General features: G+C 44.4%; 25 protein-coding genes. 20 read left to right on the top strand and 5 right to left on the bottom strand.

The genetic code is table 11. The features are described 5' to 3' along the window. Positions 1 to 61 precede the first annotated feature (61 nt). Both AACX68_RS15465 and AACX68_RS15460 read right to left on the bottom strand, forming a co-directional pair. Positions 62 to 1,321, bottom strand: coding sequence for a hypothetical protein (locus tag AACX68_RS15465; RefSeq protein ID WP_228858109.1), 1,260 nt, complete (start codon positions 1,319 to 1,321; stop codon positions 62 to 64). Between the two features lie 154 nt (positions 1,322 to 1,475). Next, the gene (locus AACX68_RS15460) at positions 1,476 to 2,375 is read right to left on the bottom strand and encodes a LysR family transcriptional regulator (RefSeq protein ID WP_228858108.1); all 900 of its coding nucleotides are present in this window, start codon (positions 2,373 to 2,375) and stop codon (positions 1,476 to 1,478) included. A 100-nt stretch (positions 2,376 to 2,475) separates the two neighbouring features. Here AACX68_RS15460 and AACX68_RS15455 point away from each other — a divergent pair, with 100 nt between their 5' ends. Both AACX68_RS15455 and AACX68_RS15450 read left to right on the top strand, forming a co-directional pair. Further along, entirely contained in the window at positions 2,476 to 3,975 is a 1,500-nt protein-coding gene (locus tag AACX68_RS15455; protein ID WP_228858107.1) for an MFS transporter, read from the top strand. Positions 3,976 to 4,299: 324 nt separating this feature from the next. Continuing rightward, the gene (locus AACX68_RS15450; RefSeq protein ID WP_228858106.1) at positions 4,300 to 5,733 is read left to right on the top strand and encodes a 4-hydroxyphenylacetate 3-hydroxylase family protein; all 1,434 of its coding nucleotides are present in this window, start codon (positions 4,300 to 4,302) and stop codon (positions 5,731 to 5,733) included. A gap of 537 nt (positions 5,734 to 6,270) precedes the next feature. Here the strand turns inward: AACX68_RS15450 and queG are convergent. After that, positions 6,271 to 7,428, bottom strand: coding sequence for a tRNA epoxyqueuosine(34) reductase QueG (queG, locus tag AACX68_RS15445; protein WP_228858111.1), 1,158 nt, complete (start codon positions 7,426 to 7,428; stop codon positions 6,271 to 6,273). Between the two features lie 244 nt (positions 7,429 to 7,672). Between queG and tsaE the strand changes: the two genes are divergently transcribed. The 6 genes from tsaE to hflX all read left to right on the top strand — a co-directional run bounded on the left by tsaE (position 7,673) and on the right by hflX (position 14,293). Continuing rightward, positions 7,673 to 8,137 carry a tRNA (adenosine(37)-N6)-threonylcarbamoyltransferase complex ATPase subunit type 1 TsaE gene (gene tsaE, locus AACX68_RS15440; RefSeq protein WP_228858105.1) on the top strand — a complete coding sequence of 155 codons (465 nt, stop codon included), beginning with the start codon at positions 7,673 to 7,675 and terminating at the stop codon, positions 8,135 to 8,137. Between the two features lie 14 nt (positions 8,138 to 8,151). Further along, a complete protein-coding gene (amiB, locus tag AACX68_RS15435; RefSeq protein WP_228858104.1) occupies positions 8,152 to 9,489 on the top strand; it encodes an N-acetylmuramoyl-L-alanine amidase AmiB in 1,338 nt (445 codons plus the stop codon). Between the two features lie 76 nt (positions 9,490 to 9,565). Further along, positions 9,566 to 11,521, top strand: a complete 1,956-nt coding sequence (gene mutL, locus AACX68_RS15430) for a DNA mismatch repair endonuclease MutL (protein ID WP_228858103.1) — start codon at positions 9,566 to 9,568, stop codon at positions 11,519 to 11,521. Continuing rightward, positions 11,514 to 12,455, top strand: coding sequence for a tRNA (adenosine(37)-N6)-dimethylallyltransferase MiaA (miaA, locus tag AACX68_RS15425; RefSeq protein WP_228858102.1), 942 nt, complete (start codon positions 11,514 to 11,516; stop codon positions 12,453 to 12,455). Before mutL ends, miaA begins: the two co-directional genes overlap by 8 nt. 107 nt (positions 12,456 to 12,562) lie before the next feature. Next, positions 12,563 to 12,865, top strand: a complete 303-nt coding sequence (gene hfq, locus AACX68_RS15420; RefSeq protein ID WP_086955100.1) for an RNA chaperone Hfq — start codon at positions 12,563 to 12,565, stop codon at positions 12,863 to 12,865. A gap of 147 nt (positions 12,866 to 13,012) precedes the next feature. Continuing rightward, a complete protein-coding gene (gene hflX, locus AACX68_RS15415) occupies positions 13,013 to 14,293 on the top strand; it encodes a ribosome rescue GTPase HflX (protein ID WP_228858101.1) in 1,281 nt (426 codons plus the stop codon). A gap of 61 nt (positions 14,294 to 14,354) precedes the next feature. Here the strand turns inward: hflX and AACX68_RS15410 are convergent, their stop codons facing one another. Next, on the bottom strand, positions 14,355 to 14,582 hold the full coding sequence (locus tag AACX68_RS15410; RefSeq protein ID WP_228858100.1) for a hypothetical protein: 228 nt from the start codon (positions 14,580 to 14,582) through the stop codon (positions 14,355 to 14,357). 41 nt (positions 14,583 to 14,623) lie between these two features. Here AACX68_RS15410 and hflK point away from each other — a divergent pair, with 41 nt between their 5' ends. The 12 genes from hflK to cysQ all read left to right on the top strand — a co-directional run bounded on the left by hflK (position 14,624) and on the right by cysQ (position 25,777). Then, on the top strand, positions 14,624 to 15,853 hold the full coding sequence (gene hflK / locus AACX68_RS15405; RefSeq protein WP_228858099.1) for an FtsH protease activity modulator HflK: 1,230 nt from the start codon (positions 14,624 to 14,626) through the stop codon (positions 15,851 to 15,853). Positions 15,854 to 15,855: 2 nt separating this feature from the next. Then, entirely contained in the window at positions 15,856 to 16,860 is a 1,005-nt protein-coding gene (gene hflC / locus AACX68_RS15400; protein ID WP_228858098.1) for a protease modulator HflC, read from the top strand. A 302-nt stretch (positions 16,861 to 17,162) separates the two neighbouring features. Then, positions 17,163 to 18,461, top strand: coding sequence for an adenylosuccinate synthase (locus AACX68_RS15395; RefSeq protein WP_099109364.1), 1,299 nt, complete (start codon positions 17,163 to 17,165; stop codon positions 18,459 to 18,461). Between the two features lie 224 nt (positions 18,462 to 18,685). After that, complete coding sequence (gene nsrR, locus AACX68_RS15390; RefSeq protein WP_228858097.1) at positions 18,686 to 19,105, top strand: nitric oxide-sensing transcriptional repressor NsrR; 420 nt, start codon at positions 18,686 to 18,688, stop codon at positions 19,103 to 19,105. A 56-nt stretch (positions 19,106 to 19,161) separates the two neighbouring features. Next, entirely contained in the window at positions 19,162 to 21,651 is a 2,490-nt protein-coding gene (rnr, locus tag AACX68_RS15385; RefSeq protein ID WP_228858110.1) for a ribonuclease R, read from the top strand. A 65-nt stretch (positions 21,652 to 21,716) separates the two neighbouring features. Beyond that, on the top strand, positions 21,717 to 22,451 hold the full coding sequence (gene rlmB, locus AACX68_RS15380) for a 23S rRNA (guanosine(2251)-2'-O)-methyltransferase RlmB (RefSeq protein WP_099109367.1): 735 nt from the start codon (positions 21,717 to 21,719) through the stop codon (positions 22,449 to 22,451). 275 nt (positions 22,452 to 22,726) lie between these two features. Beyond that, positions 22,727 to 23,125 carry a 30S ribosomal protein S6 gene (rpsF, locus tag AACX68_RS15375; protein WP_086955108.1) on the top strand — a complete coding sequence of 133 codons (399 nt, stop codon included), beginning with the start codon at positions 22,727 to 22,729 and terminating at the stop codon, positions 23,123 to 23,125. Between the two features lie 5 nt (positions 23,126 to 23,130). Continuing rightward, complete coding sequence (gene priB / locus AACX68_RS15370; RefSeq protein ID WP_099109369.1) at positions 23,131 to 23,448, top strand: primosomal replication protein N; 318 nt, start codon at positions 23,131 to 23,133, stop codon at positions 23,446 to 23,448. Between the two features lie 4 nt (positions 23,449 to 23,452). Next, positions 23,453 to 23,680, top strand: a complete 228-nt coding sequence (gene rpsR, locus AACX68_RS15365) for a 30S ribosomal protein S18 (protein ID WP_000135199.1) — start codon at positions 23,453 to 23,455, stop codon at positions 23,678 to 23,680. 38 nt (positions 23,681 to 23,718) lie between these two features. Beyond that, the gene (rplI, locus tag AACX68_RS15360) at positions 23,719 to 24,171 is read left to right on the top strand and encodes a 50S ribosomal protein L9 (RefSeq protein WP_228858096.1); all 453 of its coding nucleotides are present in this window, start codon (positions 23,719 to 23,721) and stop codon (positions 24,169 to 24,171) included. A 183-nt stretch (positions 24,172 to 24,354) separates the two neighbouring features. Further along, positions 24,355 to 24,975, top strand: a complete 621-nt coding sequence (locus AACX68_RS15355) for a peptidylprolyl isomerase (RefSeq protein WP_099109373.1) — start codon at positions 24,355 to 24,357, stop codon at positions 24,973 to 24,975. Between the two features lie 61 nt (positions 24,976 to 25,036). Beyond that, entirely contained in the window at positions 25,037 to 25,777 is a 741-nt protein-coding gene (gene cysQ, locus AACX68_RS15350; RefSeq protein WP_228858095.1) for a 3'(2'),5'-bisphosphate nucleotidase CysQ, read from the top strand. A 76-nt stretch (positions 25,778 to 25,853) separates the two neighbouring features. Here cysQ and AACX68_RS15345 read toward each other — a convergent pair whose 3' ends face one another. Continuing rightward, entirely contained in the window at positions 25,854 to 26,411 is a 558-nt protein-coding gene (locus AACX68_RS15345) for a YtfJ family protein (RefSeq protein ID WP_228858094.1), read from the bottom strand. Between the last annotated feature and the right edge of the window lie 180 nt (positions 26,412 to 26,591).

Below are 26,591 nucleotides of genomic sequence, written 5' to 3'. Positions count from 1 at the left end.
ATAATTAATTATATGGCTAAGATGCATTTAGTAAATGCCGTAATCACATAAATAAATGTAATTATATTTCAGAGAGCAGCAAGGTATTTTGAAATTTATTTTTTATTCCCAGTTTTAATTTAGCATCATTAAATATCTCATTGATAATACTTCGTTGAATTCGGCTTCCTCCCATGAATTGATAGTTCATAGGTTCTTGCAGAAGTAAGACTACATTTTTATAATTTTCCTGACTATAATTTCTTATCGATTCAAGGATGTTTATTTTTGTATTATAGTAGCCTATCGGGTTACTTTTCTCTGTTTTCTCAATCAAGAAATCTATCATATCGAATCGCTTATTAATGCCAAAGACTAACGCTGCATGGAAATCATTGAAGAAATAAAAACCAAGTTCATCTTTATTATTCCATGACTCGAAAAGTAAATTTGCATGTTTTTGTATATATTGGTCGTCCCTTCCATGCGTGAATTTCATTTTAAATAATAAAGAAGTGGCGTCTAAATCTTCAAGTCCATGCCTGTCATTTTTATGACGAATCTGATGATATATGTCTAATGCCTGATCAATTTCGTTAATTTCCATGAGAAACATCGCATAGTGCCAGAACAGGTGGATCCTCATGCCATAGTTGTTATGCCAAATGTCTTTCCTTTCATCCATCCACTCCTTTCCCTCATGAAATAATTTCTTATCATAAAAATAGTGGCAGATGGCATGAATCGCATAAATATCGAAACTATTTATTTTCAGTGAACTGGCTGCACTGTCATAAGATTCATCATGATACCCGTTTTCATTCAGAATGAAGGCCTTAATACCTTTGAAATAGCTATAAAACTCATCGTTAATCCCCCAGTGTTTGTTAACAAGACTGAGTGTTTCAAGCATGGTTCCGGTCATACCATTGTTGAATTCAATCATATGACATGTATAAAAACTGAATATATCTTTAGGGTTTTTTAGTAAGCATTTATAGAAATAATTTCTGGCCTGATAATAATTTTGATTAATTAAAGAAATTATACCGGAGTTGATTAAATCAGCGCGTTCATCAGATTCTTTTTTACTTATTTTTTCTAGTATCTCGATGAGTGATTTAGCCTGTTTATACTTACTTTTCTCCATTGAGAGAAGTAAGTCAATTATATGTATTTGTAATATTGAAAGAGAGATATCACTTGAGTGGAACCAATTTATATTTGTGAGTTTTTCGTTTCGTTTCATTCCCAGTATGCAATGATAACATTCATGTATGAGTGATAAATCATCAATTGTATTAACAACCTGAGATACATTTGACTTATCATTAATAATCATAGGTAACAACCTCATTTAGAGTTGATTGATATGTTATTTTTATATAAGTTTATATTTAATTATTCTATAGTGAATATATAATAAAAAGGAATGAAATTTAATACGTTCTTTTAAAAGGAACAGTCTATTAGTATAGGGTGTGTATCGAATATTATTATATATTCTCAACCTGCTTCCAGCATTCCGTTATCCAGTCACTTAATATTAATATCCGGTTGAGGACATAGTTATTTTGTACTCTTAAAAGATGAACCGGTAGTGAAGGGAGAGTCCAGTCAGGTAATAATTGGATTAATATTCTGTCTTTAATAGCATTATTGAATAACCACTTTGGTCCTGCATGGATACCTGCTCCATCACATACAGCCTGATAAATTGCTCCTACATTATTAAGGTAAAAACTACCGAATAACTCTACTCGTTCGATTAATTCATTGCGGGATAATTGAAGGTTGGTTGGATGGATATTTTGATGTAGTGAGTAAATAATCGATTTATGTTTCGTTAAATCCTGTGGATACATTGGTGTTCCATACTTTGCCAGATATTTAGGGCTGGCGCATAATACTCCAGAAATATTTCCCAATTTTTTAGCGATCAGGGTTGAGTCAGGTAATTCGCCAATTCGGATCGCGAGATCAATCCCTTCCTGTCGGAGATCCAGGCAACTATCTGAAAGTACTATGTCAAATATAATGTCTGGGTTTTTATGTTGAAATACGGTTAACCATTGTGTGACGTAGTGTTCTCCAAAACTCACCGGAGCAGTAATCTTAATTATTCCAGATAATGCATTACCGCTGATATCACTCAATGTATTATCTATTTCATTAAGCAAAGGTAACATCCGGAAATAAGCTAACTTTCCTGCTTCTGTCAGGCTTAATTTTCTGGTTGAACGATTAATTAATTGAACTTTTAGCTGTTGTTCAAGAGCAGCTAAACGTCGGCTAGCAACAGAGGGATCTAATCGTAAGTCTTTTGCTGCTTTTATCAGGCTTCCTTTTTCGGCAATTCGAAAAAAGAGCTGCCAGAGTGCCAAATCATGATTCATGCTATTCCCACAATTTTCATTTGAACATATAGCAATATTATTATGATGGTACAGAAGTAAAATAAAGCTATTAAAAACTTTTGTGGGGCATAGATTGCAAATGGCGAAGAAGTCATGGCGTCGGTATTGGGTATTGGCAGCTGTTTGTATTGCCGGGCTGATTTTACCTCTTGAATATACGGGACCAGCTGTAGCTTTACCTGCGATTCAATCTGAGTTGAAGGGGAGTGCAATTGCATTATCTTGGGTTATTAATGCATTCGCATTAAGTTTTGGTAGTGCTGTAATGGCAGCAGGAGCGTTAGCTGACCAATATGGACGCAAGAAAATGTTTGTGAGCGGTATAACGGGTTTCACACTATTTTCTCTTCTTGTTACTGTTGCCAATAGCGTTGTTTATCTTGATTTATTACGTGGAATACAAGGTTTTTTCGCAGCACTGACTATGGCGGGGGGGAATGCTGCTTTAGCACAGGAATTTGATGGAAGAGCAAGAACAAAGGCTTTTGGTTTGTTAGGGACAGCTTTTGGTGTGGGTTTAGCCTTTGGGCCGGTGATATCAGGTGTTTTGATAGAAATATTTGGTTGGAGATCTGTATTTTTATTGGGGGCTTGGTTTGGAGGAATTGCACTGGTAATTGGTTGTATCCAAATGCGTGAGTCACGGGATCCTAATGCAGCAAAACTCGATATTAAAGGTGTAATTAGTTTCACTGCATTTTTAGTGTTATTAACATTTGGTATTATGCAAATTCCACAAAGTGGTCTTGGAAGCGTTTCTGTTCTTTTACTATTTGGTGCTTCCGTCATGAAGTTGTGTATTTTTATTATTTGCGAATTAACGCATACTCGCCCAATGCTGGATTTATCTCTTTTTCGTTTTAAAAAGTTTGTTGGAGTACAACTTTTGCCACTGGCAACTGCGGTTTGTTTTATTGTTTTGCTGATTTTGTTTCCAATTCGATTAATTGGTATTGAAGGTTACAGTGCAATTGAAGCTGGCGAAATAATGCTTGCATTGTCAGCACCAATGCTTGTTGTTCCTTTTTTCGCGGCTTTGTTAACGCGCTGGTTTTCATCGCCGGTACTTTCATGTCTGGGTTTATTATGTGCATCAGCAGGGTTAGCATGGTTAGCAAACATACCTATTGGTACACAACCGACAGAGTTAATATTGCCATTGATGTTGATAGGTGTTGGTACAGGTTTTCCGTGGGGATTGATGGACGATCTTGCTATTAGGGTAGTGCCTATAGAACGGGCAGGAATGGCAACAGGTATTTTCACAACTATGCGAGCTTGCGGTGAGGCCATATGCGTTGCGGGAGCATTAGCGATGCTCAATTTTTTACTACAAATAAGTTTACAGCAAGTTTCACAACAGCCCACCAAAGTGATTTCTACGGCGGCAAGTAATTTGACAACAGGTAATTTTGGCAATGCCAGCAGCCTGTTTATTCATTTGTCTGATCAGGAGCTCCTGATTATTTATAATGACGCTTTCAATATATTGATATATATATTAGTGGGAATAACAATGTTGGCTTCTATTATTTGTTTTATAACATTAAAAAATGAAAGGGGAGTTGCTGAATATTAGTTAATATGGTTTTTTTGCGTGGAAACCTATTTTGTATGTTATTGATCACGAAGGTGATGTAATTTGATATGGCTTTTCTGGTTAATTAGAATAATTATATTCCATTTCTTTGAAAGTATATTTTTTGCCAGAAAGAGTAATCACGGTCTGTATTATTGCAGTTTATATTTTGTTGTTCTCTGGCGTATTTTAATGAGAACTATGGTAATTATACTATTTCCAGTTGTGGACAGTTTTCTTTGTATATTTGATATCTAGTGCTAACTGAAAATATTTCTTTGCTTGACCTTTAAAATTATCATTATCGATAGGAGCATGGAAAGTATGATAAGAACCGGAAAGCAATATATAGAAAATTTGCGTGATGGACGCACCATTTTTATTAATGGAGAAAAAGTTACAGATCATGTGGATCACCCTGCGTTCAGGAATGCGATTAGATCTGTAGCAAGCCTGTATGATTATAAAATCCAACATGCAGATACAATGACTTTCAGGACAGAAACCGACGAGCAGATGAGTCTGTACTGGCAGTTACCTTCCACCCCCGAGAAGCTGATTGCACGTGGTCAGGCTGCATATGAGTGGGCGAAACAGACTGTCGGCTGGCTTGGCAGAAGCCCGGATAATGCAGCAGCAGTGCTTACCGGAATGGTCACGCATATTGAGTTGTTCGAATCTTATTCTCAGGAACGCGCTGATGCTTTACGGAATTATTTTGCCTATGTGAGTGAAAATGATCTTTATCTGGCCTATGCGCTGATTAACCCACAGGGCGATCGCTCAAAAACACCGGGTGCGCATGAAAAGAATATTTACCATACCGTTGGGGTTGTGGAAAAAAATGCTAAAGGTATTGTGGTTCGGGGAGCAAAAATGGTTGCTACCGGCGCAGCATTAGCAGATGAAATATTAGTTGGTTCGCATAAGCCGATGAAAAAAGGCGTTGATGAACGCTATGCGCTCTCTTTTGCTATGCCGATCAATACCAAGGGCATAAAAATTATATCCAGACGTTCTTACGAGCAGGGAGCTAACCCCGCTGATTATCCGCTATCATCCCGTTTTGATGAGAACGATTCCACCATCTATTTCGATGATGTTCTGGTTCCCTGGGAAAGGGTATTCGTCTGCGAAGATATCGAGATGTGTTTTAAGCAGGTAGATTCAACCGCAACGGAACTCCTGATGGATATTCAGAGTATTGCCCGTTACGCGGTAAAACTACATTTTCTGGCTGGTATGGCTCAGGAAATGGCTGAAAATAATGGTGTCAGCGAATATCCACCCGTAAAAGAATCACTGGCACAGCTTGCTTCCTATGCCATGAATATTGAAGGGTTATTTAAAAGTGTGCTCCATTGTCCAAAAATTGAGAATGGATTTTATCTACCTGACAAAACGTTGCTTTATACATATCGGGTCATCGGGCAGTCTACATATCCAAATGTACTGGAGACGATCAGAAAGTTAGCGGGTGGCGGAATTTTGATGATGCCATCAAGTCAGTCTGATTTAGAAAATTCTGAAATTTTGAGTATTATTGAGAAAACACAATACTCATCTATCGTTTCCCCTACTGAGAAGGTCAAGTTCATGAAACTGGTCTGGGATGCTATTGGTTCTGAATTTGCCTCAAGACATCACCAATATGAACTGTTTTACGCCGGAGCACCTCATCAGACACTGGGACGGCTTTACAATCAATACGACTGGGGGTTATCAAGAGAATTAGTGGAAAAGATAAAAGCGCTTTAACTCACGTTTTGTTGCCATACTTGCCCCCGTTGTGGCTACGCTGTGGGGCAATAGTAGCAATTATTTGCCACCTTATTCCCATCAAAAATAATTTGCTGAAAGCGCTTGCCATCCTGCTTTAACAGGTCCATAATGCCGCCTCATTTTTGGATAGGCAGAGGAAAATTTCTCCACTAGTGTCTAGAATGGATGAAGAGTTTCCGTTTTTACTGCTGATCCCTGATGCTTTCCAGCGAAGTACAATTTCTATTTTTTATCCACAGAATTTAACATAACAACCATTTTGAGTTGACCGGTACTGATTTGCTTGTTACACAGAGTTATCCACAGGCGATATGTCCGCGTCTAACTTTTTTAATTTATTATCTTAAATAAGATATATTAATTAACTAATTGATAAATTTGAATAATTGACTTTTATTTAAAGTATCTTAATTGATATTTATCTTTCCTTTGCACTTTGAGTAGAAAAGCATTTTTATTTTATTCACAAGGAAACAGAAGCTTTTTTTAAGCAAAAATCAGACTGATTGTATATTAAGCATCTCGGGGCAACCCTTTGGTAATTGCCCGTATTAACCGTTTTTGTTGTGATGTTTGAACGTTAATTGCATCAATACTTCGGCGGGATAGTTGTTGGGCAATAGCCCAGTGGATATGTTCATCTAACACCTCACTTAGCCCAATTCTTTTTTCTAAAACCAGTACGATTTCATCACGGTATGGGGCATTACCCAATGCAACTGAAATATTACGCAGCCAGCGTAAATAGCCAATACGACGTATTGCTGAACCTTCTGTTATACGCAGAAACTTTTCTTCGCTCCAATTGAATAAATCGAGTAGTTCAGGAGTATGCAGTGCTGCGCGAGGGCTAAAATCGGCTTCGTCTGTTAATTGCGAAAAACGATTCCAGGGGCAGATAAGCTGACAATCGTCACAGCCATAAATCCGGTTGCCCATTAATGGGCGAAACTCTTCCGGGATAACACCCTCAAGTTCAATTGTCAGATATGAAATGCAACGACGGGCATCAATGGTATAAGGCTCGACAATGGCACCTGTCGGACACGTGGTCATACAGGCAACACAACGCCCGCATTGCTCTTCTTGGGGGGAGTCAACAGGGAGGGGAAGGTTAACCAGTAATTCGCCGAGAAAGAACCAAGAGCCTGACTCTCTGTTTAATATAAGTGAGTGTTTACCAACCCAGCCAATTCCGGCTTTAGCGGCAAGCGGGCGTTCCATAATCGGAGCGGAATCAACGAAAGGCCGGAAATTCAGTATTCCCTGATATTCATGGGCGGAGCAATATTCCTGAATTTGCTCACCCAGCTTTTTAAGCCGTTGGCGTAGCAGTTTATGATAATCTCTGCCTAGTGCATAACGACTAACATATCCCTGCTCAGGATTATTCAGGGTGCTGGCAAAAGCGGCTTTGGCCGGCAGGTAATTCATGCGCACGCTGATAACCCGCAAAGTACCGGGTAGCAATTCATGAGGACGTGCTCGCATCATGCCGTGGCGTGCCATCCAGTCCATTTCACCCTGATATTGCTTATCGAGCCACTCCTGTAGTCTCGGTTCTTCTGTGGATAAATCGGTATCACAGATACCAACTTGCTGAAAACCGAGAGAAAGGCCCCATTGTTTGATGTTTGCTGCCAGAAGGTTCAGGTCGAGAGGGATTGCCATTGGATATTGAGTGACTGCTGTAAAGGGCGGATAGGTTAACACAGGTTTTGCCCTTCGTCTTTCTGGTTGCTTTGTTTCCGAGTAGAAGATAGTAAATGATAATAGCTGAGTTATGTTATGGTTATTGGTTAAACTATCTAACTAATATGTCTTTCATATATCCTATGGGTTTCAGGCGATGGTCTGGGAAACGATGGGTATATTCCAATAGGCTTTAATTCAATAAAACAATAGATAATTTTCTATGAAAGAACTTGTTTTATCACTTCCGAATGAAAATGCCACCGTTGCATTGGGCAATTCAGTGGCAGCAGCCTGCGAACGCGGCTATGTTATTTATCTATATGGCGATCTCGGTGCCGGAAAAACAACGTTTAGCCGTGGTTTTCTACAGGCGCTGGGTCATCAGGGGCATGTGAAAAGTCCGACTTATACACTGGTTGAACCTTATGCTCTACAGCCACGCCCCGTTTATCATTTTGATTTGTATCGTCTGGCCGATCCTGAAGAACTGGAATTTATGGGGATCCGCGATTATTTTCATCAGGATGCCATTTGTCTGGTGGAATGGCCGCAACAAGGAGCAGGGTTTTTACCCAACGCTGATATTGAGTTGCATCTAGCCTATAACAATGAAGGGCGGCAGGCTCATTTTGTGGCGTTATCTGAATATGGTGAAAGTTTACTGGATAATCTGAAATCCTTATGAAGGAATCCCTGACCATGATGAATGCCTTCTGTGTGAAGACGATAAAAAAATGGCAACCCCATTGGCTGATGTTTTTTATGCTTTTTGTTTTTTTGAGCCAATGGGTTATGACAACGGCGGTAGCATCGACACTATCAAATGTGCATGTGAGTAACAATTCATCTGAAGCCACTGTTACGCTGGGGTTCACTGGCGGGCATCCCGAGTATCGCTTTTTTCCTCTTCATAATCCTGAAAGGCTGGTTGTGGATATTCGTCAGTCAGCCGGTATCACAGGATTGCCGATGCGTTTATCTGGTCAGAATCTGGTGAAGATAGTCCGAACGAGCCAGCCGCCTGATGCGCAACATAAGCGGATTGTACTGGAACTGGCTCAGAAGGCAACGGCGATGTCCGTTGTAAAGAAATCAGGGAATCAATATCAGATTATTTTCACTCTGAAGGCCGAGGGAGCTGTAAATAGTCCTTCAATATTCAAAGAGAACACCGCATCTAGTGAGGTTTCAACTCCACACAAGAGTAAGCAGTCACTAACAAATAAGACGGCTGAAGTCACTTCTGTCATGCAGGAAACAAAACCTGTGTCTGCGCATAATGCCCCGGTTGTAAAAAAGCAGATAAATAAAACTGCTCAGGGGAAATATCCGATTGTGATTGCTATCGATGCCGGGCATGGAGGGCAGGACCCGGGAGCCATCGGGCCGCGAGGATTACGGGAAAAAAATGTCACTATCAGTGTGGCGCGCAGGCTGGAAGAACTTTTGCGTAATGACCCGATGTTTAAACCCGTTCTGACACGCAACGGAGATTATTTTATCTCGGTAGCCGGACGCTCTGAGGTAGCCCGTAAGCATAAGGCAAATATGTTGGTTTCCATTCATGCCGATGCTGCACCTAATCGCAGTGCCAGAGGGGCTTCTGTCTGGGTATTGTCTAATCGTCGTGCAAACAGCGAGCTGGGAAACTGGCTGGAGCAACATGAGAAACAGTCTGAATTATTGGGGGGCGCGGGAGATGCTCTGGCTAATGGTACAGATCCGTTTTTGAGTCAGGCAGTGCTAGATTTACAATTCGGGCATTCACAGCGGGTAGGTTATGACGTTGCGGTTAAGGTGCTGCAACAGTTATCTCAGGTTGGTTCTCTGCATAAGCGCACGCCGGAACATGCCAGCTTAGGGGTTTTGCGCTCACCGGATATTCCTTCCATTCTGGTGGAGACAGGATTTATCAGTAACACATCAGAAGAAGAGCTGTTAGGCTCCAATCAGTATCAGGAAAAGCTGGCGCAGGCGATTCATCTTGGGTTGCGTCACTATTTTCAGGCAAATCCGTTGCAGACAGCACCAAAATAATTTTAAACGGTACGTAAGAAACCCGGTAATTTAAGAAAAATCGTAAATTACCAAGAAAAAGTAGGTAAGGTCGAATATGGCTATCAGGATATTACCCCCACAATTAGCAAACCAGATTGCTGCTGGTGAAGTGGTTGAACGCCCGGCATCGGTAGTGAAAGAGCTGGTGGAAAATAGCCTTGATGCCGGCACTACCCGTATTGATATCGATATTGAACGTGGTGGCGCAAAATTAATCCGTATACGTGATAATGGTTGTGGAATTAGCCGACAGGATCTCACATTAGCGCTGGCCCGTCATGCGACCAGTAAAATAGCTTCTCTGGATGATTTGGAAGCCATAGTCAGTATGGGATTTCGCGGTGAAGCGCTGGCCAGTATTAGTTCTGTTTCACGGCTGACTCTGACTTCCCGGCCTGAGGGACAGGCGGAAGCATGGCAGGCTTATGCCGAAGGCCGTGATATGGAAGTGACGGTAAAACCTGCCGCCCACCCTGTCGGAACAACGGTTGAGGTTTTGGACCTGTTTTACAATACCCCTGCCCGACGTAAGTTCCTGAGAACAGAAAAAACCGAGTTCGGTCATATTGATGAGGTCGTGCGCAGAATAGCCCTTGCTCGTCTGGATGTGGCGATTAATCTGAATCACAATGGAAAGCTCGTGCGCCAGTATCGTCCGGCTAAAGATGAATCCCAGCATGAACGGAGGCTGGCAGCGATTTGTGGTACGGCATTTATGCAGCAGGCGCTGGCACTGTCATGGCAGCACGATATGTTGTCTATCAAGGGCTGGGTTGTTGATCCCAAAAGTTCTCATGCTGCGGGGGATATTCAGTATTGCTATGTGAACGGGCGCATGATGCGGGATCGGCTGATTAATCATGCTATCCGTCAGGCCTATCAGGATTTGCTGCAAGGCGAACAGCAACCGGCTTATGTCCTGTATTTAGAGATAGACCCACATCAGGTTGATGTGAATGTGCACCCAGCTAAACATGAAGTACGTTTTCATCAGGCACGTCTGGTGCATGATTTTATTTATCAGGGTGTTGCTGCGGTGCTGAAACAGCGCAGCAACGGCGCTGAACTGGGGCTAGATTGTCAGGAAGAGACAACAGACTGGATACCAGAAAACCGGCCTTCTGCGGGGGAGAATCATTTTCTCCGACAAGCACAAACCACTTCGGCTGGGGCATCGCAAAAAACGTCATCCTCTCCCCGTACCGCCTCTGAAACACCATCTTCAGGTCATCAGGCAGGACATAGTAGTGTCAGGCAGCCTTATCAGGGGGAAAGTTACCAGAAAAAACAAGGCGAGCTGTACCAAAAATTGATGCAGTTTGCGCCAGAAGAAAAACAGCCACTTTTTCCTGAACGATCAGATGCAGAAAGAAAAATTTCCGAAAAGTCGGCTTCTGTCACAGAAAAAACACCATTAATGCCTGCTCGTTCAACTCCTGTACAGGGAAAAAATAGTAGTTATAGTTTCGGTAAAGTCCTGAGTATCTATGCTCCCCACTATGCATTGCTTGAATCAGCCTCGGGTATTGGTCTATTGTCACTGCCTGTTGCTGAACGCTGGTTGCGGCAGGCTCAATTAACGCCGGGGGAGCAGGGGCTTAAACCACAGCCACTTCTCATCCCACTGAAGTTGTCTCTCAGTGAGACAGAGGTCAATGTTTTACGACAGAATAGTGAGCTATTGAAGACTTTTGGTATTGAATCGACTGTCGCACATGGAAAAGTGACCATTCATGCGGTATCGTTGCCTCTGCGCCAACAAAATCTGCCAAAACTTTTTCCGGCGTTGTTGGGTTATCTGATGGAACAGTCATCAGTTTCAGTACAGCAGGTGGCAATCTGGCTCGCCCGCCATTTGGGCAGTGAACATGAAACGTGGAATATTGCACAGGCTGTTCAGCTTTTAGCTGATGTTGAGCGTCTTTGCCCTCAATTAGTGGGATCTCCGCCAGAGGGTTTATTACAATTAATTGATTTACAAGCAGTGGTGGCACTTTTTAATCATGAGTGATGTAAAAACTCAACATTTGCCCACAGCCATTTTTATTATGGGGCCGACAGCCTCAGGAAAAACGGCATTATCAATCGCTTTGCGTCAGCATCTTCCGGTTGAACTGATTAGCGTTGATTCTGCACTGGTTTATCGTGGCATGGATATTGGTACTGCGAAACCGTCTGCAGAAGAGCAGGCTCAGGCTCCGCACCGTTTGATTGATATTCTGGATCCTGCCGACGTGTATTCTGCTGCTGATTTCCGGCGCGATGCGCTGGAACAAATGGCAGAAATTACGGCAGCAGGGAGAATTCCGCTCCTGGTCGGCGGAACCATGCTATATTTCAAAGCATTACTGGAAGGGTTATCACCATTACCTTCAGCAGACCCTGAAGTCAGGGCGGTCATTGAGCAGGAGGCAGAGGAACACGGATGGGAGGCATTGCATCAGCAATTGCAGGAGATTGATCCGGTTGCAGCAGCAAGAATCCATCCAAATGATCCACAACGTCTTACTCGTGCACTGGAAGTTTTTCGGATTTCGGGTAACACTCTAACTACATTGACAGAAACGTCTGGGGAAGTATTGCCTTATCGTGTTCATCAGTTCGCCATTGCGCCTGCAAGCCGTGAAATTTTGCATCAGCGCATTGCAGCCCGATTTGAACAGATGATCAAATCAGGGTTTGAAGATGAAGTTAAAGCGCTTTATGCTCGTAGCGATTTGCATACGGATTTACCCTCCATTCGTTGTGTTGGCTATCGTCAAATGTGGTCTTACCTCGCAGGCGAGATTTCTCATGATGAGATGGTTTATCGTGGTATCTGCGCAACTCGCCAGCTGGCGAAGCGTCAGATAACCTGGCTCAGGGGGTGGGACGATGTGGCCTGGTTGGACAGCGACCAGCCTGAGCAGGCCCTGAAAACAGTCATGCAGGTTATTGGTACATAAATTCGTTGATTGTGTACAATTATCAGTACAAAGCGTCATTTTTGAGTAGTTACTTTTTCGAACCAACGGGTTCTTAGTTAAAAACAACAAAATAAGGAAAATATAGAATGGCTAAGGGGCAATCTTTGCAAGATCCATTCCTGAACGCATTACGTCGTGAAAGGGTCCCGGTTTCTATTTATTTAGTCAACGGCATCAAATTGCAGGGTCAGATTGAGTCTTTTGACCAGTTTGTCATTTTGCTGAAAAACACGGTTAGCCAGATGGTTTATAAACACGCCATCTCGACTGTTGTGCCTTCCCGTCCGGTATCTCACCACGGTAGCAATGCTAATATGGCATCCAGCGTGGGAAATTATCAGGCTGGTAACAGTCCGGCAGCACAACAGGAAAATGATATCGCTGAATAAATCAGTGATAATGCCTGACATAAATAAAAACATAGGTAGGGAGACTTTACCTATGTTTTTCCTATGGAATTTTATACCCAATGGATTTTGAGTTGCATCTCGGCAGCTTGAAAGACGAAGGGGATACTCAGCCTGAGGGTTGCACCATTGTTTGATCGTTACGAAGGCGGAGAACTAGCCGTTCTGGTGCATGTTTTTTTCTCACAGGAAAAAGACACGGAAAATCTCAGTGAATTTGAATCATTGGTGACTTCCGCTGGTGTTTCTCCTGTGCAGATTGTGACAGGAAGCCGTAAGGCTCCGCATCCGAAATATTTTGTCGGGGAAGGCAAGGCAGAAGAAATTGCTGAAGCAGTCAAAAACAGTGGTGCAGATGTGGTGCTGTTTGATCACGCACTTTCTCCTGCTCAGGAACGTAATCTGGAACGCTTGTGCCAATGTCGTGTTGTTGATCGTACTGGTGTAATACTGGATATTTTTGCCCAGCGGGCGAGAACACATGAAGGTAAGTTGCAGGTAGAACTTGCACAATTACGCCACTTATCTACCCGCTTAGTCCGAGGCTGGACCCATCTTGAACGCCAGAAAGGCGGAATTGGTTTGCGTGGCCCCGGGGAAACCCAGCTGGAATCTGATCGCCGTATGTTGCGCGATAAAATTAAGCAGATTCTGGGGCGTCTTGGGAAAGTAGAACGACAGCGTGAACAGGGGCGTCAGGCGCGCAACAAAGCAGATATTCCCACCGTTTCCCTTGTTGGTTACACCAATGCCGGAAAATCTAGTTTATTCAATAGAATAACCTCGGCTGAGGTATATGCTGCTGATCAGCTTTTTGCTACTCTCGACCCGACATTGCGTCGGATCGCTGTAAATGATGTCGGTCCGGTTGTTCTGGCTGATACCGTTGGTTTTATTCGTCACTTACCCCATGATTTGGTGGCAGCGTTTAAGGCCACCTTGCAGGAAACAAGGCAGGCAAGGTTATTACTTCATGTTGTTGATGCGGCTGATAACCGGCTGGATGAGAACATTCTTGCCGTGGACAGTGTTCTGGAAGAGATTGAAGCACATGAAATCTCTTCTTTGCTGGTGATGAATAAAATCGACATGCTGGACGATTTTGAACCCCGGATTGACCGTGATGAAGAAAATCGTCCGGTGCGAGTCTGGCTTTCAGCCCAGAGCGGGGAAGGTATCCCCCTGCTATTGCAGGCACTGACTGAACTTCTTTCCGGTGAGATTGCACATTATGAATTGCATTTGCCTCCGGAAGCCGGGCGTCTGCGTAGCCGTTTTTACCAGCTTCAGGCCATTGAGCGTGAATGGATGGAAGAAAGCGGTCAGCTGGGGCTAGAAGTCAGGATGCCGATGATCGACTGGCGTCGTCTGTGTAAGCAGGAGCCAAATTTACCAGACTATGTTGTCTGATTGATTGGCGCAGGGCGACAAACAAGGTATTATTTTGGCCGCCATTTCAGGGTACTTAGCGTTATGGAGTAACGGTGATGAAATGGCGGTGATGAAATGATTGTGCCAGAATTGCAGTGACGAAATCAGCACTGTCATCAGCACTGTCAAAAGGTATCACCCAAAAATATTGGTTGCTTATGAAACGGTGAAGTTTATCGTTTTTGCCCATGGAGGTTGTGTCTGATGTATCAGTAACAGCGGCCTGTGAAGTGGGAAGCCTCACCCGTGTGGGTGGAAGAGCAGTCACCTCTGAAAAACCAGTGAAAAACTAAAAAGTGGAGCTAAAACATGGCGTGGAATCAGCCCGGTAATAACGGACAGGACCGCGACCCGTGGGGAAGCAGCAAGAATAATGGCGGCAACTCCGGCGGCAACAATAAAGGTGGTCGAAACCGTGGGGCAACTGATCTCGACGATCTGTTCCGTAAACTGAGCCAAAAACTCGGCGGCCTCGGTGGAAACAAAGGTGGAAATGGTTCTGGGCAGAACCCTAAATTTGGTGGACGTCTTATTGGTCTCGCCATTGCTGTTGTAGTTGTTGTTTGGGTTGTCAGTGGTTTCTATACAATCAAGGAAACAGAACGTGGCGTTGTTACCCGTTTGGGTAAATTCAGCCATATCGTACAGCCCGGCCTGAACTGGAAGATGACATTTATCGACCGCGTTCGTGCTGTTAACGTTGAATCTGTCCGCGAACTGGCAACATCGGGTGTCATGCTGACATCGGATGAAAACGTAGTGCGTGCTGAAATGAACGTTCAGTATCGTGTTACTGATCCTGAGGCCTATCTTTTCAATGTCACCAATCCAGATAACAGTCTTCGTCAGGCGACTGACAGTGCTGTGCGCGGGGTTGTCGGCAAATACACAATGGAAAAAATCCTGACAGCGGATCGTACTATTGTGCGTAATGATACCCAAAAGGTGCTGGAAGAAACTATTCGTCCATACCACATGGGGATCACTCTGCTGGATGTTAACTTCCAGACTGCGCGTCCGCCTGAAGAGGTGAAAGCGGCATTTGATGACGTTATCGCAGCCCGTGAAGAAGAACAAAAAACCATTCGTGAAGCAGAAGCCTATAAAAACTCTGTTTTACCAATTGCCAAGGGTAATGCTCAGCGTATTATCGAAGAAGCCAAAGCTTATAAGGTCAGTGCGGTATTGAATGCACGGGGTGAAGTAGCAAGTTTTGCCAAAATCCTGCCTGAATATAAAGCGGCACCGGAAATTACCCGTGAGCGTCTTTATATCGAGACAATGGAGCGAGTTCTGAGTAATACCCGCAAAGTGATTGCCAATGAAAAGAGCAATAATATGCTGGTATTGCCACTGGATCAGGTTCTTCGTAGTCAGGCTGAAGCAGCAAAGGCTAAAGCACCAGAAGTGAAAGTCACACCAGAGCATCGCAGCACGACACATTCCACACCAGCACACGGGCAATCAGGTTATGGCAGTTCTGGCTATGGTGATTCAAGCGACCTGCGTGGTGATACGACAAGACAAGGGAGACCATAATAATGCGTAAGTCGTTCGTCTTTGTTATTGCCGCCATATTGGTTGTGCTCTACTCATCAATCTTTATCGTATATGAAGGCCAGCGTGGGATCGTCCTGCGTTTTGGCAAAGTAGTACGTGATGCTGAAAATAAGCCAGTGGTTTATCAGCCGGGCCCACATTTCAAGATCCCATTTATTGAAACTGTCAAAACGCTTGATGCCCGTATCCAGACAATGGATATCAAGGCAGACCGTTTCCTGACCAGTGAAAATAAAGACTTGATTGTTGACTCCTATCTGAAATGGCGCATTAAAGATTTCAGCAGCTATTATCTGGCTACCGGTAATGGTTCGATTTCTCAGGCAGAAGTTCTGTTAAAACGTAAATTCAGTGACCGTCTGCGTTCTGAAATTGGTCGTCTGGATGTTCGTGGTATCGTGACCGACTCCCGTGGTCGTCTGACGACGGATGTACGTAATGCTCTGAACCTGGGAACGAGTGATGAAGACTCTTCCGCAGACGATGCAATCGCTTCTGCTGCTGCCCGTGTGAAGAAAGAAACAGGCGCACAGCCTGCTTTCAATCCGAACAGTATGGCTGCACTGGGGATTGAGGTTGTGGATGTCCGTATCAAGCAGATCAACCTGCCGGATGAAGTTTCAGGAGCAATCTACCAGCGTATGCGTGCAGAACGTGAAGCGGTAGCACGTCGTCACCGTTCACAGGGGCTGGAAGAAGCTGAGAAGGTTCGTGCAGCGGCTGATAAGTCGGCGACTGAAATCAAAGCAGCCGCATATAGCGAGGCTTTGATTTTACGCGGTGAAGGTGATGCGGAAGCAACAAAACTGTTTGCCGATGCTTTCAATAAAGATCCTGATTTTTATGCCTTTATCCGTAGCCTGCGTGCGTACGAGAATAGCTTCAGGAATGAAGGGAATATCATGGTTCTCAGCCCTGATACAGACTTCTTCCGCTACATGAAAGATCCATCTAAACAGCGCACTCATAGTCGTGCTAATGACTGATCGTTTCTGATAGGTAACTTGATTACAGATAAAGGGTCTGATATTTACCTGAATTAGCAGAAATAAAAGTCATCTCTGAGCCACTGTAAGAAAACTTACAGTGGCTTTTTACGTCATTTTTTATCCCCTCACTCTTTCAAATTGCTTCTTTTGTAGCTCTTATGAGTTATTCCGTCATTACCAATGCTTACTTATCAGCCCGTTAATATGACGAAACGAAATAACAGAAGTGAGAAAAAATACTGAAAGGTGCTAAATGAGATGGTAGAATCCATTTTTAAGCAACCGAGTGAACTTTTGAAATGGGTAAGAACGTTGTCGTATTGGGCACCCAATGGGGTGACGAGGGCAAGGGTAAAATCGTCGACTTGCTGACTGAACGGGCTAAATATGTTGTCCGTTATCAGGGGGGCCATAATGCGGGCCATACATTAGTCATTAACGGTGAAAAAACCGTTCTCCACTTAATCCCATCTGGGATCCTGCGTGAAAATGTCATTAGCATTATCGCTAATGGGGTCGTTTTAGCACCAGATGCTTTGATGAAAGAAATGAAACAGCTTGAATCACGTGGGATTCCTGTACGTGAGCGCTTGCTTATTTCTGAAGCTTGTCCACTGATCCTGCCTTATCATGTTGCATTGGACAATGCTCGTGAAAAAGCGCGTGGTGCGAAGGCAATCGGTACAACCGGTCGTGGTATCGGCCCTGCATACGAAGACAAAGTGGCTCGCCGTGGTTTGCGTGTGGGTGATTTGTTCGATAAAGAAACTTTCGCAGCTAAACTGAAAGAAATCATCGATTATCATAACTTCCAGCTGGTTAACTATTACAACGAACCTGCCGTTGATTTCCAGAAAACTCTGGATGATATTCTGGCGATTGCGGATATCCTGACTGGCATGGTAGTTGACGTTTCTGACCTGCTTTACAAAGCAACTCAGAAAGGTGAGCTGGTAATGTTTGAAGGTGCTCAGGGTACATTACTGGACATCGACCACGGTACTTATCCTTATGTAACCTCCTCTAATACCACCGCTGGTGGTGTTGCAACGGGTTCAGGTCTGGGTCCGCGTTACGTTGATTATGTACTGGGTATTGTCAAAGCTTACTCCACCCGTGTTGGTGCAGGTCCATTCCCAACAGAACTGTTTGATGAAACCGGTGAGTATCTGCGCCAGAAAGGTCAGGAATTCGGTGCTACCACAGGCCGTAGCCGTCGTACTGGCTGGCTGGATATCGTTGCTATCCGCCGCGCTATTCAAATCAACTCCCTGTCCGGCTTCTGTATGACCAAACTGGACGTACTGGATGGCCTGAAAGAAGTTAAGATCTGTGTAGGTTATCGTCAGGCTGATGGTACTGTCATCGACACTACACCACTGGCAGCAGAGAACTGGGAAGGTCTGGAAGCGGTATATGAAACCCTGCCGGGCTGGGATGAAAGCACTTTCGGTGTGAAAGAGCACAGCCAGTTGCCAGAAGCTGCTCTGAACTACATTAAGCGTGTAGAAGAACTGTCTGGTGTTCCTGTTGATATTATTTCTACAGGCCCTGATCGCTCTGAAACGATGATCCTGCGCGATCCATTTGATGCTTAATTGATTATTTTTAATCACTAAGTATCTATAACCGGGCTTTATGCCCGGTTTTTGCATTTTTGGGACACAGACAGCCGTACCTCTATCATTTTTCTGGTGACAGCTTGCTTTGCTTAATTTTTAAAATACCCACATAATGTGACCAGTTAATGATGATAGACCAATAATCTTTACTTGTTTGGTTTCCAATAATCCCCGTTATATCCAGCCACCCAGAGGTAAGTGTGCAGTTAACTAGTTTTACCGATTACGGCTTGCGTGCCCTGATTTATATGGCTTCTTTACCTGAAGGCCAGATGACAAATATTACTGAAGTAACAGAAGCTTACGGTGTATCACGTAATCATATGGTAAAAATCATTAATCAACTGAGTAATCTGGGATTAGTGAATGCTGTCAGAGGAAAAAACGGCGGCATTAGTCTGGGAAAACCCGCCAGTGAAATTAAAATTGGTGATGTGGTGCGTTTACTGGAGCCACTTGGATTAGTTAACTGCGACAGCTGCCATATTACTCCAGCCTGTCGTCTAAAATCAGTATTGAATCAGGCAGTGGAAAACTTTTTGGAAGAATTAAATCAATATTCTTTGGCCGATATGGTTGAAGACAATCGTCCCCTTTATCAATTGTTGCTGACGAAATGAAGCAGGAAATAAAGCGCGGGGATAAACAGCTTACTGATGACAACAGAGGAATAGCGATGTCAAAAGATCCTTTTCAGGAACGAGAGGCTGCAAAATACGAATCTCCTATCCCAAGTCGGGAATATATCTTGGATATCCTTTCTAAACACACCACTCCGGTAAGTCGTCAGGAAATAGCACAAGAACTTAAGTTAACCAGCGCAGAGGCGCAGGAAGCATTGCGTCGCCGTTTGCGCGCAATGGAACGTGATGGACAGTTAGTTTTCACTCGTCGTCAGTGTTATGCGTTACCGGAAAGATTGGATCTATTAAAAGGAACTGTCATTGGGCATCGTGATGGTTATGGATTCTTACGGGTGGAAGGCCACAAAGAGGATTTTTATCTGTCAGCAGAACAGATGAAGATGGCAATCCACGGTGATGTTGTTTTGGCTCAACCTTTACGTCCGGATCGTAAAGGCCGTATTGAAGTACGTATCGTCCGGGTATTGGAGCCAAAGACCAGCCAGATAGTTGGGCGGTATTTTATCGATGCCGGTATGGGTTTTGTGGTTCCTGATGACAGCCGTTTGTGTTTCGATATCCTGATCCCGAAAGAAGAAATTTGCGGAGCAAGGATGGGGAATGTCGTTGTTGTGGAACTGACGAATCGCCCGACCCGCCGTACTAAAGCCATCGGAAAAATTGTTGAAGTGCTCGGTGAAACGATGGGAACGAGCATGGCGGTTGATATTGCCCTTCGAACCCATGAAATCCCTTATAACTGGCCACCGATGGTGGAAAAACAGTTAGCTGGTCTGGATGAAAATGTCCCGGAATCAGCGAAAGAAGGCCGGGTTGATTTACGAGCACTGCCGTTAGTCACTATCGATGGTGAAGATGCCCGTGATTTCGATGACGCAGTATATTGTGAAAGAAAACGCGGTGGTGGCTGGCGTTTATGGGTTGCCATTGCTGATGTCAGTTACTATGTTCGCCCACAAACTCCTTTGGATACCGAAGCATGTAGCCGTGGTAACTCCGTTTATTTCCCGTCGCAGGTTGTACCGATGTTGCCGGAAGTGTTATCAAACGGGTTATGTTCGCTAAATCCAGAGGTTGATCGCTTGTGTATGGTGTGTGAAATGACGATTTCCGCTCAGGGAAGGTTGTCTTCATACAAATTTTACGAAGCGGTGATGAATTCTCACGCCCGTTTGACTTATACCAAAGTAGGGAAAATCCTACAGGGCGATCAAGAACTGCGGGAACATTACAAGCCACTAGTGAAGCATATTGAGCATTTGCATGAACTTTATCAGGCGTTGGATGTATCCCGTGATGAGCGGGGAGCCATTTCGTTTGAATCTGAAGAAGCGAAATTTATCTTCAATGCAGAAAGGCGAATTGAGCGCATTGAACCGGTTGTGCGTAACGATGCTCATAAGTTGATCGAAGAGTGTATGATTCTGGCAAATATTGCAGCTGCGCGTTTTGTCGAAAAACATCGTGAACCTGCTCTGTATCGTATTCATGATCGACCACGAGAAGAAAGTATTCTGAATTTGCGTTCGGTCTTTAATGAACTGGGACTGGAACTGCCGGGAGGCATGACGCCAGAGCCGAAAGATTTCGCTGAACTGATGAAACTGGTCTCTGAACGTCCCGACCATGAATTGTTGCAAACGATGTTGTTGCGTTCTATGAAACAGGCCATTTATGATCCGGAAAATCGCGGTCATTTTGGTCTGGCCCTGCGCGCTTATGCACATTTTACATCGCCGATTCGTCGCTATCCTGATTTAGTCTTGCACCGGGCAATTAAGTATCTGCTGGCACAGGAAAACGGTACTGCTGAACAGCACTGGACACCAACCGGTGGCTGGCACAACGATATGGCGCAGATGCTGCAATTGGGCGATCACTGCTCAATGACTGAGCGCCGTGCTGATGAAGCGACACGAGATGTGGCTGACTGGCTGAAATGTGATTTCATGCAGGATCAGGTGGGTAATGTTTTCACCGGCCTGATTACCAGTGTGACGGGCTTCGGTTTCTTTGTCAGGTTGCATGACCTGTTCATTGATGGTTTGGTACATGTTTCCACACTGGATAATGACTATTATCGTCATGACAATGTTGGTCAGCGTCTCATCGGTGAATCTTCCGGGCAGACTTATCGGCTTGGCGATGAAGTAGAAATCCGTGTAGAAGCGGTTCACATGGATGAACGTAAGATTGACTTTGCTTTGCTTTCTACGACCCGTAAAGCCCGTAATAAAGGCAAAACAGCACGGGATAAAGCGAAGAAAGGCGCATTTGAGCGCAGTAAAGGTGCCAAAAAAGGTCGTGATTATAAAAAATCAGATAATTTTGAGCCAGATAACAGTTTCCGTAAGAAGAAAAAAACGGAAAAAGCCAGTTCAGGAAATAAGTCAGATAAAACGTCAGACAGCCAGTCAGGAAAAGCAGGCAAAAAGAAGAAAATTTCAGACAAAACCAAAAAGATCACGGCAAAGCTGAAAGCTAAACGCGCGAAAAAAACGCGGAAAACAGTTGATAGTTAACTAGCAAAAAATAGAGATAATAGGGCGGTTTTCGCCGCCCTCCATTTTTTAGGTATCATCCCGTCATGAGTGAAATTATCTACGGTATTCATGCCGTTAAAGCCTTATTGGAGCGCGATCCACAGCGCTTCATGGAAGTTTATGTCCTGAAAGGGCGCGAAGATCGCCGTTTGACCCCGCTGTTGCAGGAACTGGAAAGTATCGGCATTTCTGTTCAACTGGCTAACCGCCAATGGTTGGATACACAGACAGAAAATGCGGTACATCAGGGTATCATCGCAAGGGTTAAACCCGGACGCCAATATCAGGAGAATGACCTGCCTGATTTACTGGCTCAGTGTGAGCGTCCTTTCCTGCTGGTACTGGATGGTGTGACTGACCCACATAATCTGGGAGCCTGCCTGCGTACTGCGGATGCCGCAGGAGTTCATGCCGTTATCGTTCCCCGAGACCGTTCGGCACAGCTGAATGCAACTGCGAAAAAAGTTGCCTGTGGTGCTGCAGAAAGCGTACCTCTGATCCGCGTTACTAACCTCGCCCGTACTTTGCGTTTATTGCAGGAACACAATGTCTGGATTGTGGGTACAGCGGGAGAAGCCACTCACTCTCTATATCAAAGCAAGCTGACCGGCCCGATGGCACTGGTCATGGGTGCTGAAGGTGAAGGCATGCGCCGTCTGACTCGCGATCATTGTGATGAGCTGGTCAGTATTCCGATGGCAGGTTCTGTTTCTTCTCTGAATGTCTCAGTTGCAACGGGTGTTTGCCTGTTTGAAATCATGCGTCAGAGAAGCGCTTAAAAATATACCCTATGGGTTTCGAGATGCGTCGCGGCAGCAAGGGAACTCATCCCCAGGAGCATAGACAATCGTCTGTTTATAAAAACGGTGACTGGGGTGAGTGAGCGCAGCCAACAAAGAGGCAGCTTGAAAGACGACGGGTATTACTTGAGTTTTTTCTACTACGCAGGTATAGTGACGCGTCGATTTTTCAGCCGTACTTAACACGTTCCTTGCCTCCATGGGCCACGGCTGACCCTGACAGGAGGCTGAATAATCCGTAAGGAGCAATGATAATGCGTCATTACGAAATCGTTTTTATGGTCCATCCTGACCAGAGCGAACAGGTTCCGGGCATGATCGAGCGTTACAGTGCAACTATCACTAACGCACAAGGTCAGATTCATCGTCTGGAAGACTGGGGCCGCCGTCAACTGGCTTATCCAATCAACAAACTGCACAAAGCTCACTACGTTCTGTTGAACGTTGAAGCTCCACAAGAAGCGATTGATGAGCTGGAAACTAACTTCCGCTTCAACGATGCCGTTATCCGCAGCATGGTTATGCGTACTAAACACGCAGTAACTGAACCATCACCAATGGTTAAGGCTAAAGACGAACGTCGCAGCCGTGACCTGGTCCTGGAAGAAGGCCTGGTTGATGATGTTGATGAAGCTGGGGATTCTGAAGAGTAATCTCTGTGACAGCTAATCGTTTGGTGCTTTCCGGCACAGTGTGCAAGACACCGATACGAAAAGTCAGTCCATCCGGTATTCCACATTGTCAGTTTGTGCTCGAACATCGTTCACAGCAGCAGGAAGCCGGATTCAGCAGGCAGTCATGGTGCAGAATGCCCGTTATTGCCAGCGGACAATTGTTACAAGAATATACTCACAGTATAACGGTCGGTAGTCGAATAACCGTTTCAGGATTCATTAACTCCCATCATGGGCGCAATGGTCTTAGCAAACTGGTTCTTCATGCCGAGCAGATTGAATTGATAGATTCTGGAGACTAGCCAAATGGCACGTTATTTCCGTCGTCGCAAGTTCTGCCGTTTCACAGCGGAAGGCGTACAAGAGATTGATTATAAAGACATTGCTACGCTGAAAAACTACATCACTGAAAGTGGTAAAATTGTACCTAGCCGCATCACCGGCACTCGTGCAAAATATCAGCGTCAGCTCGCTCGTGCTATCAAGCGTGCACGCTACCTGTCTTTGTTGCCTTATACTGATCGTCATCAGTAATAGGCACAGTCCATTCACGACTTTGAGAGGATAAGGTAATGCAAGTTATTCTGCTTGATAAAGTAGCGAACCTGGGTAGCCTGGGTGATCAAGTTAACGTTAAAGCGGGTTATGCCCGTAACTTCTTAGTTCCACAGGGCAAAGCTGTTCCTGCAACTAAGAAAAACATCGAATTTTTCGAAGCTCGCCGCGCTGAACTGGAAGCTAAACTGGCTGACGTTCTGGCAGCAGCACAAGCTCGTGCAGAGCAAATCAAAGCACTGGGCGCTGTGACTATCGCTTCTAAAGCGGGTGACGAAGGTAAACTGTTCGGTTCTATCGGTACTCGTGACATCGCTGATGCAGTTACTGCTGCTGGTGTTGCTGTATCTAAGAGCGAAGTTCGACTGCCTAACGGCGTTCTGCGTACTGTTGGTGAGCACGAAGTTCACTTCCAGGTACACAGCGATGTATTCGCACAGTTGAACGTTAGCATTGTTCCAGAAGCTTAATCTCTGATTAGCTACAAGAACATGTGAACAAAAAACGCTGGCAATGCCAGCGTTTTTTGTTGGTTATAAATCAAAAGATATTTTACAAAAGTAAAATCCACTATTTTTAATTCCTTAGTGCGTTTACCCATTCAGGCAGGGCTGTTATGCTTGAGCCTTTATTTATCCAATAAAGGTAATTTCATGACAAAACCTTCTTTTGAATCTATTGAAGCACGTGCAAGCTACGGTATTGGTTTGCAGGTTGGACAACAATTGCAGGAATCCGGTTTGCAAGGGCTGGAGCCAGAAGCTTTACTGGCAGGTCTGTGTGATGCACTGGAAAGCCGTGCTCCGGCGCTTCCTGTAGAAGAACTGCATCGTGCTCTGCGTGAAGTACATGAGCGTGCCGATGGTGTTCGTCGTGAGCGTCAGCAGGCGATGGCAGAAGAAGGCAAAAAGTTCCTGGCAGAAAACGTACAGCGTGAAGGTGTGAGCAGCACTGAGTCTGGTTTGCAGTTCTCTGTTCTGACTCAGGGTGATGGTGCAATCCCGGCTCGCAGTGACCGTGTTCGTGTTCACTACACCGGCCGTCTGATCGATGGCACTGTATTTGACAGTTCTGTACAGCGTGGAACGCCAGCAGAATTTCCTGTCAGTGGCGTGATCCCAGGCTGGATTGAAGCTCTGACGCTGATGCCTGTTGGCTCCAAGTGGGAACTCTATATTCCTCACAACCTGGCTTACGGTGAGCGCGGTGCAGGTGCTTCCATTCCTCCTTACAGCACTCTGATCTTTGAAGTAGAATTACTTGAGATCCTGTAATTCTGAACAATAAAATAGCTGGATAACCGGCTATTTTATTTTAGAAAATGCAGAGGTGTATATGTTACAACAGATCTGCCAACTTGCACGGGAAGCAGGCGCAGCCATCATGTCCGTTTATCATGATGAGCAACCGATGCAAATAAAGCATAAAACCGATGATTCACCCGTTACTGCTGCGGATATTGCCGCTCATAAGATTATCAAAGCAGGGCTGACACGTATTTCACCTGATATTCCATTGATATCAGAGGAAGACCCACCGACATGGGATGAGAGAAAAAACTGGCGTCGTTACTGGCTGGTTGACCCATTGGATGGCACGAAAGAATTCATTAATCGGAATGGTGAATTTACGGTCAATATCGCACTGATTGAAGAGGGTGTTCCTGTCATGGGGGTTGTGTATGTCCCAGTACGTGACGTCCTTTATTCAGGGCATGAGCGGCATGCATGGAAGGAAACTAACGGGCAGAAATTCCCAATCAAAGTTGTTTCTGCAACACCACCCACTGTCGTGGTTAGTCGTTCTCATATGGATGATGAGCTGAGGGATTATCTTACCCAGTTAGGGGCTCACCAAACACTGTCAGTCGGATCATCACTTAAATTTTGTATGGTAGCTGAAGGGAAAGCCCAGCTTTATCCTCGCTTCGGGCCGACAAATATCTGGGATACTGCCGCAGGCCATGCTGTTGCACTTGCTGCAGGTGGGCATGTTACTGACTGGGCAGGAAAAACTCTGGACTATACGCCGCGTGAATCGTTTTTAAACCCGGGGTTTAGGGTGACGATTTTTTAATGGGGTAAAGTGATAATGGTTCCTGACGAAACCATTATCACCAGCCAATATCATCGGATATTTTTAATATAACCGATTAATTTTTCAGTTCTTCTTTGATCAAAGCAAGGACGTGCTTGATATCTTCATTGTTCAACTTGCCATCTTTGACAAACTGTACGATACCGTTTTTATCCAACACAATAATTGCTGAACTTTTAGGTTCCAGACCCCATGCTTGTTTGGCAACACCATCACTATCGACAATAAATTGTGACCACGGGAATTCTTTCTTACTGTCTTCAAGGCTGCTACGGACGAAAGCACTGGTGCCGAAGATAGCATCATCAGTGTTTACAACGCTGGTTGTCTGATATTTATCTTTCGGGAGATCAGCGGCTTTTAGGGCCTGAATAAGAGGGTCATTCATCTCTTTGGCAGAGCTGCGTCCGGCAATATGCTGGATAGTTCTGACTTTCCCCGGCAGTTCTGCACTGCTCCATTGCTGATAGCTAAACTTACCGTTGTTGAGAAGGAGTTCACCTTTGTCTGCTATAATTACGGCAGGCACAGGTTGCCCGACAGTAATGTTATGAGCAAATGCAGCAATTGAAGTTAAACTCAATATTAAAGCTAACACTATGTTTCTTAGCATATTTATTCCTTACTTAGCATGATGTGACATGTTATCAGGGAGTATCATACCCAGCATAGCGACTGTTAACTGGTCTGCTCTCATAAAATAAAACAATTTGGTAACATTTAAAATAAAATATAAGTAAACCTTCAACAAGGATAACATAATGCTCTATTTTTTCATTATGTTACGCCAAAA

Origin of the sequence: Xenorhabdus sp. PB61.4 (assembly GCF_963894935.1) — a bacterium.
Taxonomy (GTDB): domain Bacteria; phylum Pseudomonadota; class Gammaproteobacteria; order Enterobacterales; family Enterobacteriaceae; genus Xenorhabdus; species Xenorhabdus stockiae.
Note: the sequence above shows the minus strand (reverse complement) of the source record. Positions and strands in the feature narration are given on the sequence as shown.

Bases quoted from the DNA above. Each gene is read 5' to 3' on its own strand.
- AACX68_RS15455 (WP_228858107.1), top strand. From the start codon at position 2,476: ATGGCGAAGAAGTCATGGCGTCGGTATTGGGTATTGGCAGCTGTTTGT.
- hfq (WP_086955100.1), top strand. From the start codon at position 12,563: ATGGCTAAGGGGCAATCTTTGCAAGATCCATTCCTGAACGCATTACGT.
- rplI (WP_228858096.1), top strand. From the start codon at position 23,719: ATGCAAGTTATTCTGCTTGATAAAGTAGCGAACCTGGGTAGCCTGGGT.
- AACX68_RS15355 (WP_099109373.1), top strand. From the start codon at position 24,355: ATGACAAAACCTTCTTTTGAATCTATTGAAGCACGTGCAAGCTACGGT.
- queG (WP_228858111.1), bottom strand. From the start codon at position 7,428: ATGGCAATCCCTCTCGACCTGAACCTTCTGGCAGCAAACATCAAACAA.
- AACX68_RS15460 (WP_228858108.1), bottom strand. From the start codon at position 2,375: ATGAATCATGATTTGGCACTCTGGCAGCTCTTTTTTCGAATTGCCGAA.
- rnr (WP_228858110.1), top strand. From the start codon at position 19,162: ATGTCAAAAGATCCTTTTCAGGAACGAGAGGCTGCAAAATACGAATCT.
- rlmB (WP_099109367.1), top strand. From the start codon at position 21,717: ATGAGTGAAATTATCTACGGTATTCATGCCGTTAAAGCCTTATTGGAG.
- hflK (WP_228858099.1), top strand. From the start codon at position 14,624: ATGGCGTGGAATCAGCCCGGTAATAACGGACAGGACCGCGACCCGTGG.
- AACX68_RS15395 (WP_099109364.1), top strand. From the start codon at position 17,163: ATGGGTAAGAACGTTGTCGTATTGGGCACCCAATGGGGTGACGAGGGC.
- amiB (WP_228858104.1), top strand. From the start codon at position 8,152: ATGATGAATGCCTTCTGTGTGAAGACGATAAAAAAATGGCAACCCCAT.
- rpsR (WP_000135199.1), top strand. From the start codon at position 23,453: ATGGCACGTTATTTCCGTCGTCGCAAGTTCTGCCGTTTCACAGCGGAA.
- rpsF (WP_086955108.1), top strand. From the start codon at position 22,727: ATGCGTCATTACGAAATCGTTTTTATGGTCCATCCTGACCAGAGCGAA.
- AACX68_RS15345 (WP_228858094.1), bottom strand. From the start codon at position 26,411: ATGCTAAGAAACATAGTGTTAGCTTTAATATTGAGTTTAACTTCAATT.
- mutL (WP_228858103.1), top strand. From the start codon at position 9,566: ATGGCTATCAGGATATTACCCCCACAATTAGCAAACCAGATTGCTGCT.
- AACX68_RS15465 (WP_228858109.1), bottom strand. From the start codon at position 1,321: ATGATTATTAATGATAAGTCAAATGTATCTCAGGTTGTTAATACAATT.
- cysQ (WP_228858095.1), top strand. From the start codon at position 25,037: ATGTTACAACAGATCTGCCAACTTGCACGGGAAGCAGGCGCAGCCATC.
- tsaE (WP_228858105.1), top strand. From the start codon at position 7,673: ATGAAAGAACTTGTTTTATCACTTCCGAATGAAAATGCCACCGTTGCA.
- hflC (WP_228858098.1), top strand. From the start codon at position 15,856: ATGCGTAAGTCGTTCGTCTTTGTTATTGCCGCCATATTGGTTGTGCTC.
- miaA (WP_228858102.1), top strand. From the start codon at position 11,514: ATGAGTGATGTAAAAACTCAACATTTGCCCACAGCCATTTTTATTATG.
- AACX68_RS15450 (WP_228858106.1), top strand. From the start codon at position 4,300: ATGATAAGAACCGGAAAGCAATATATAGAAAATTTGCGTGATGGACGC.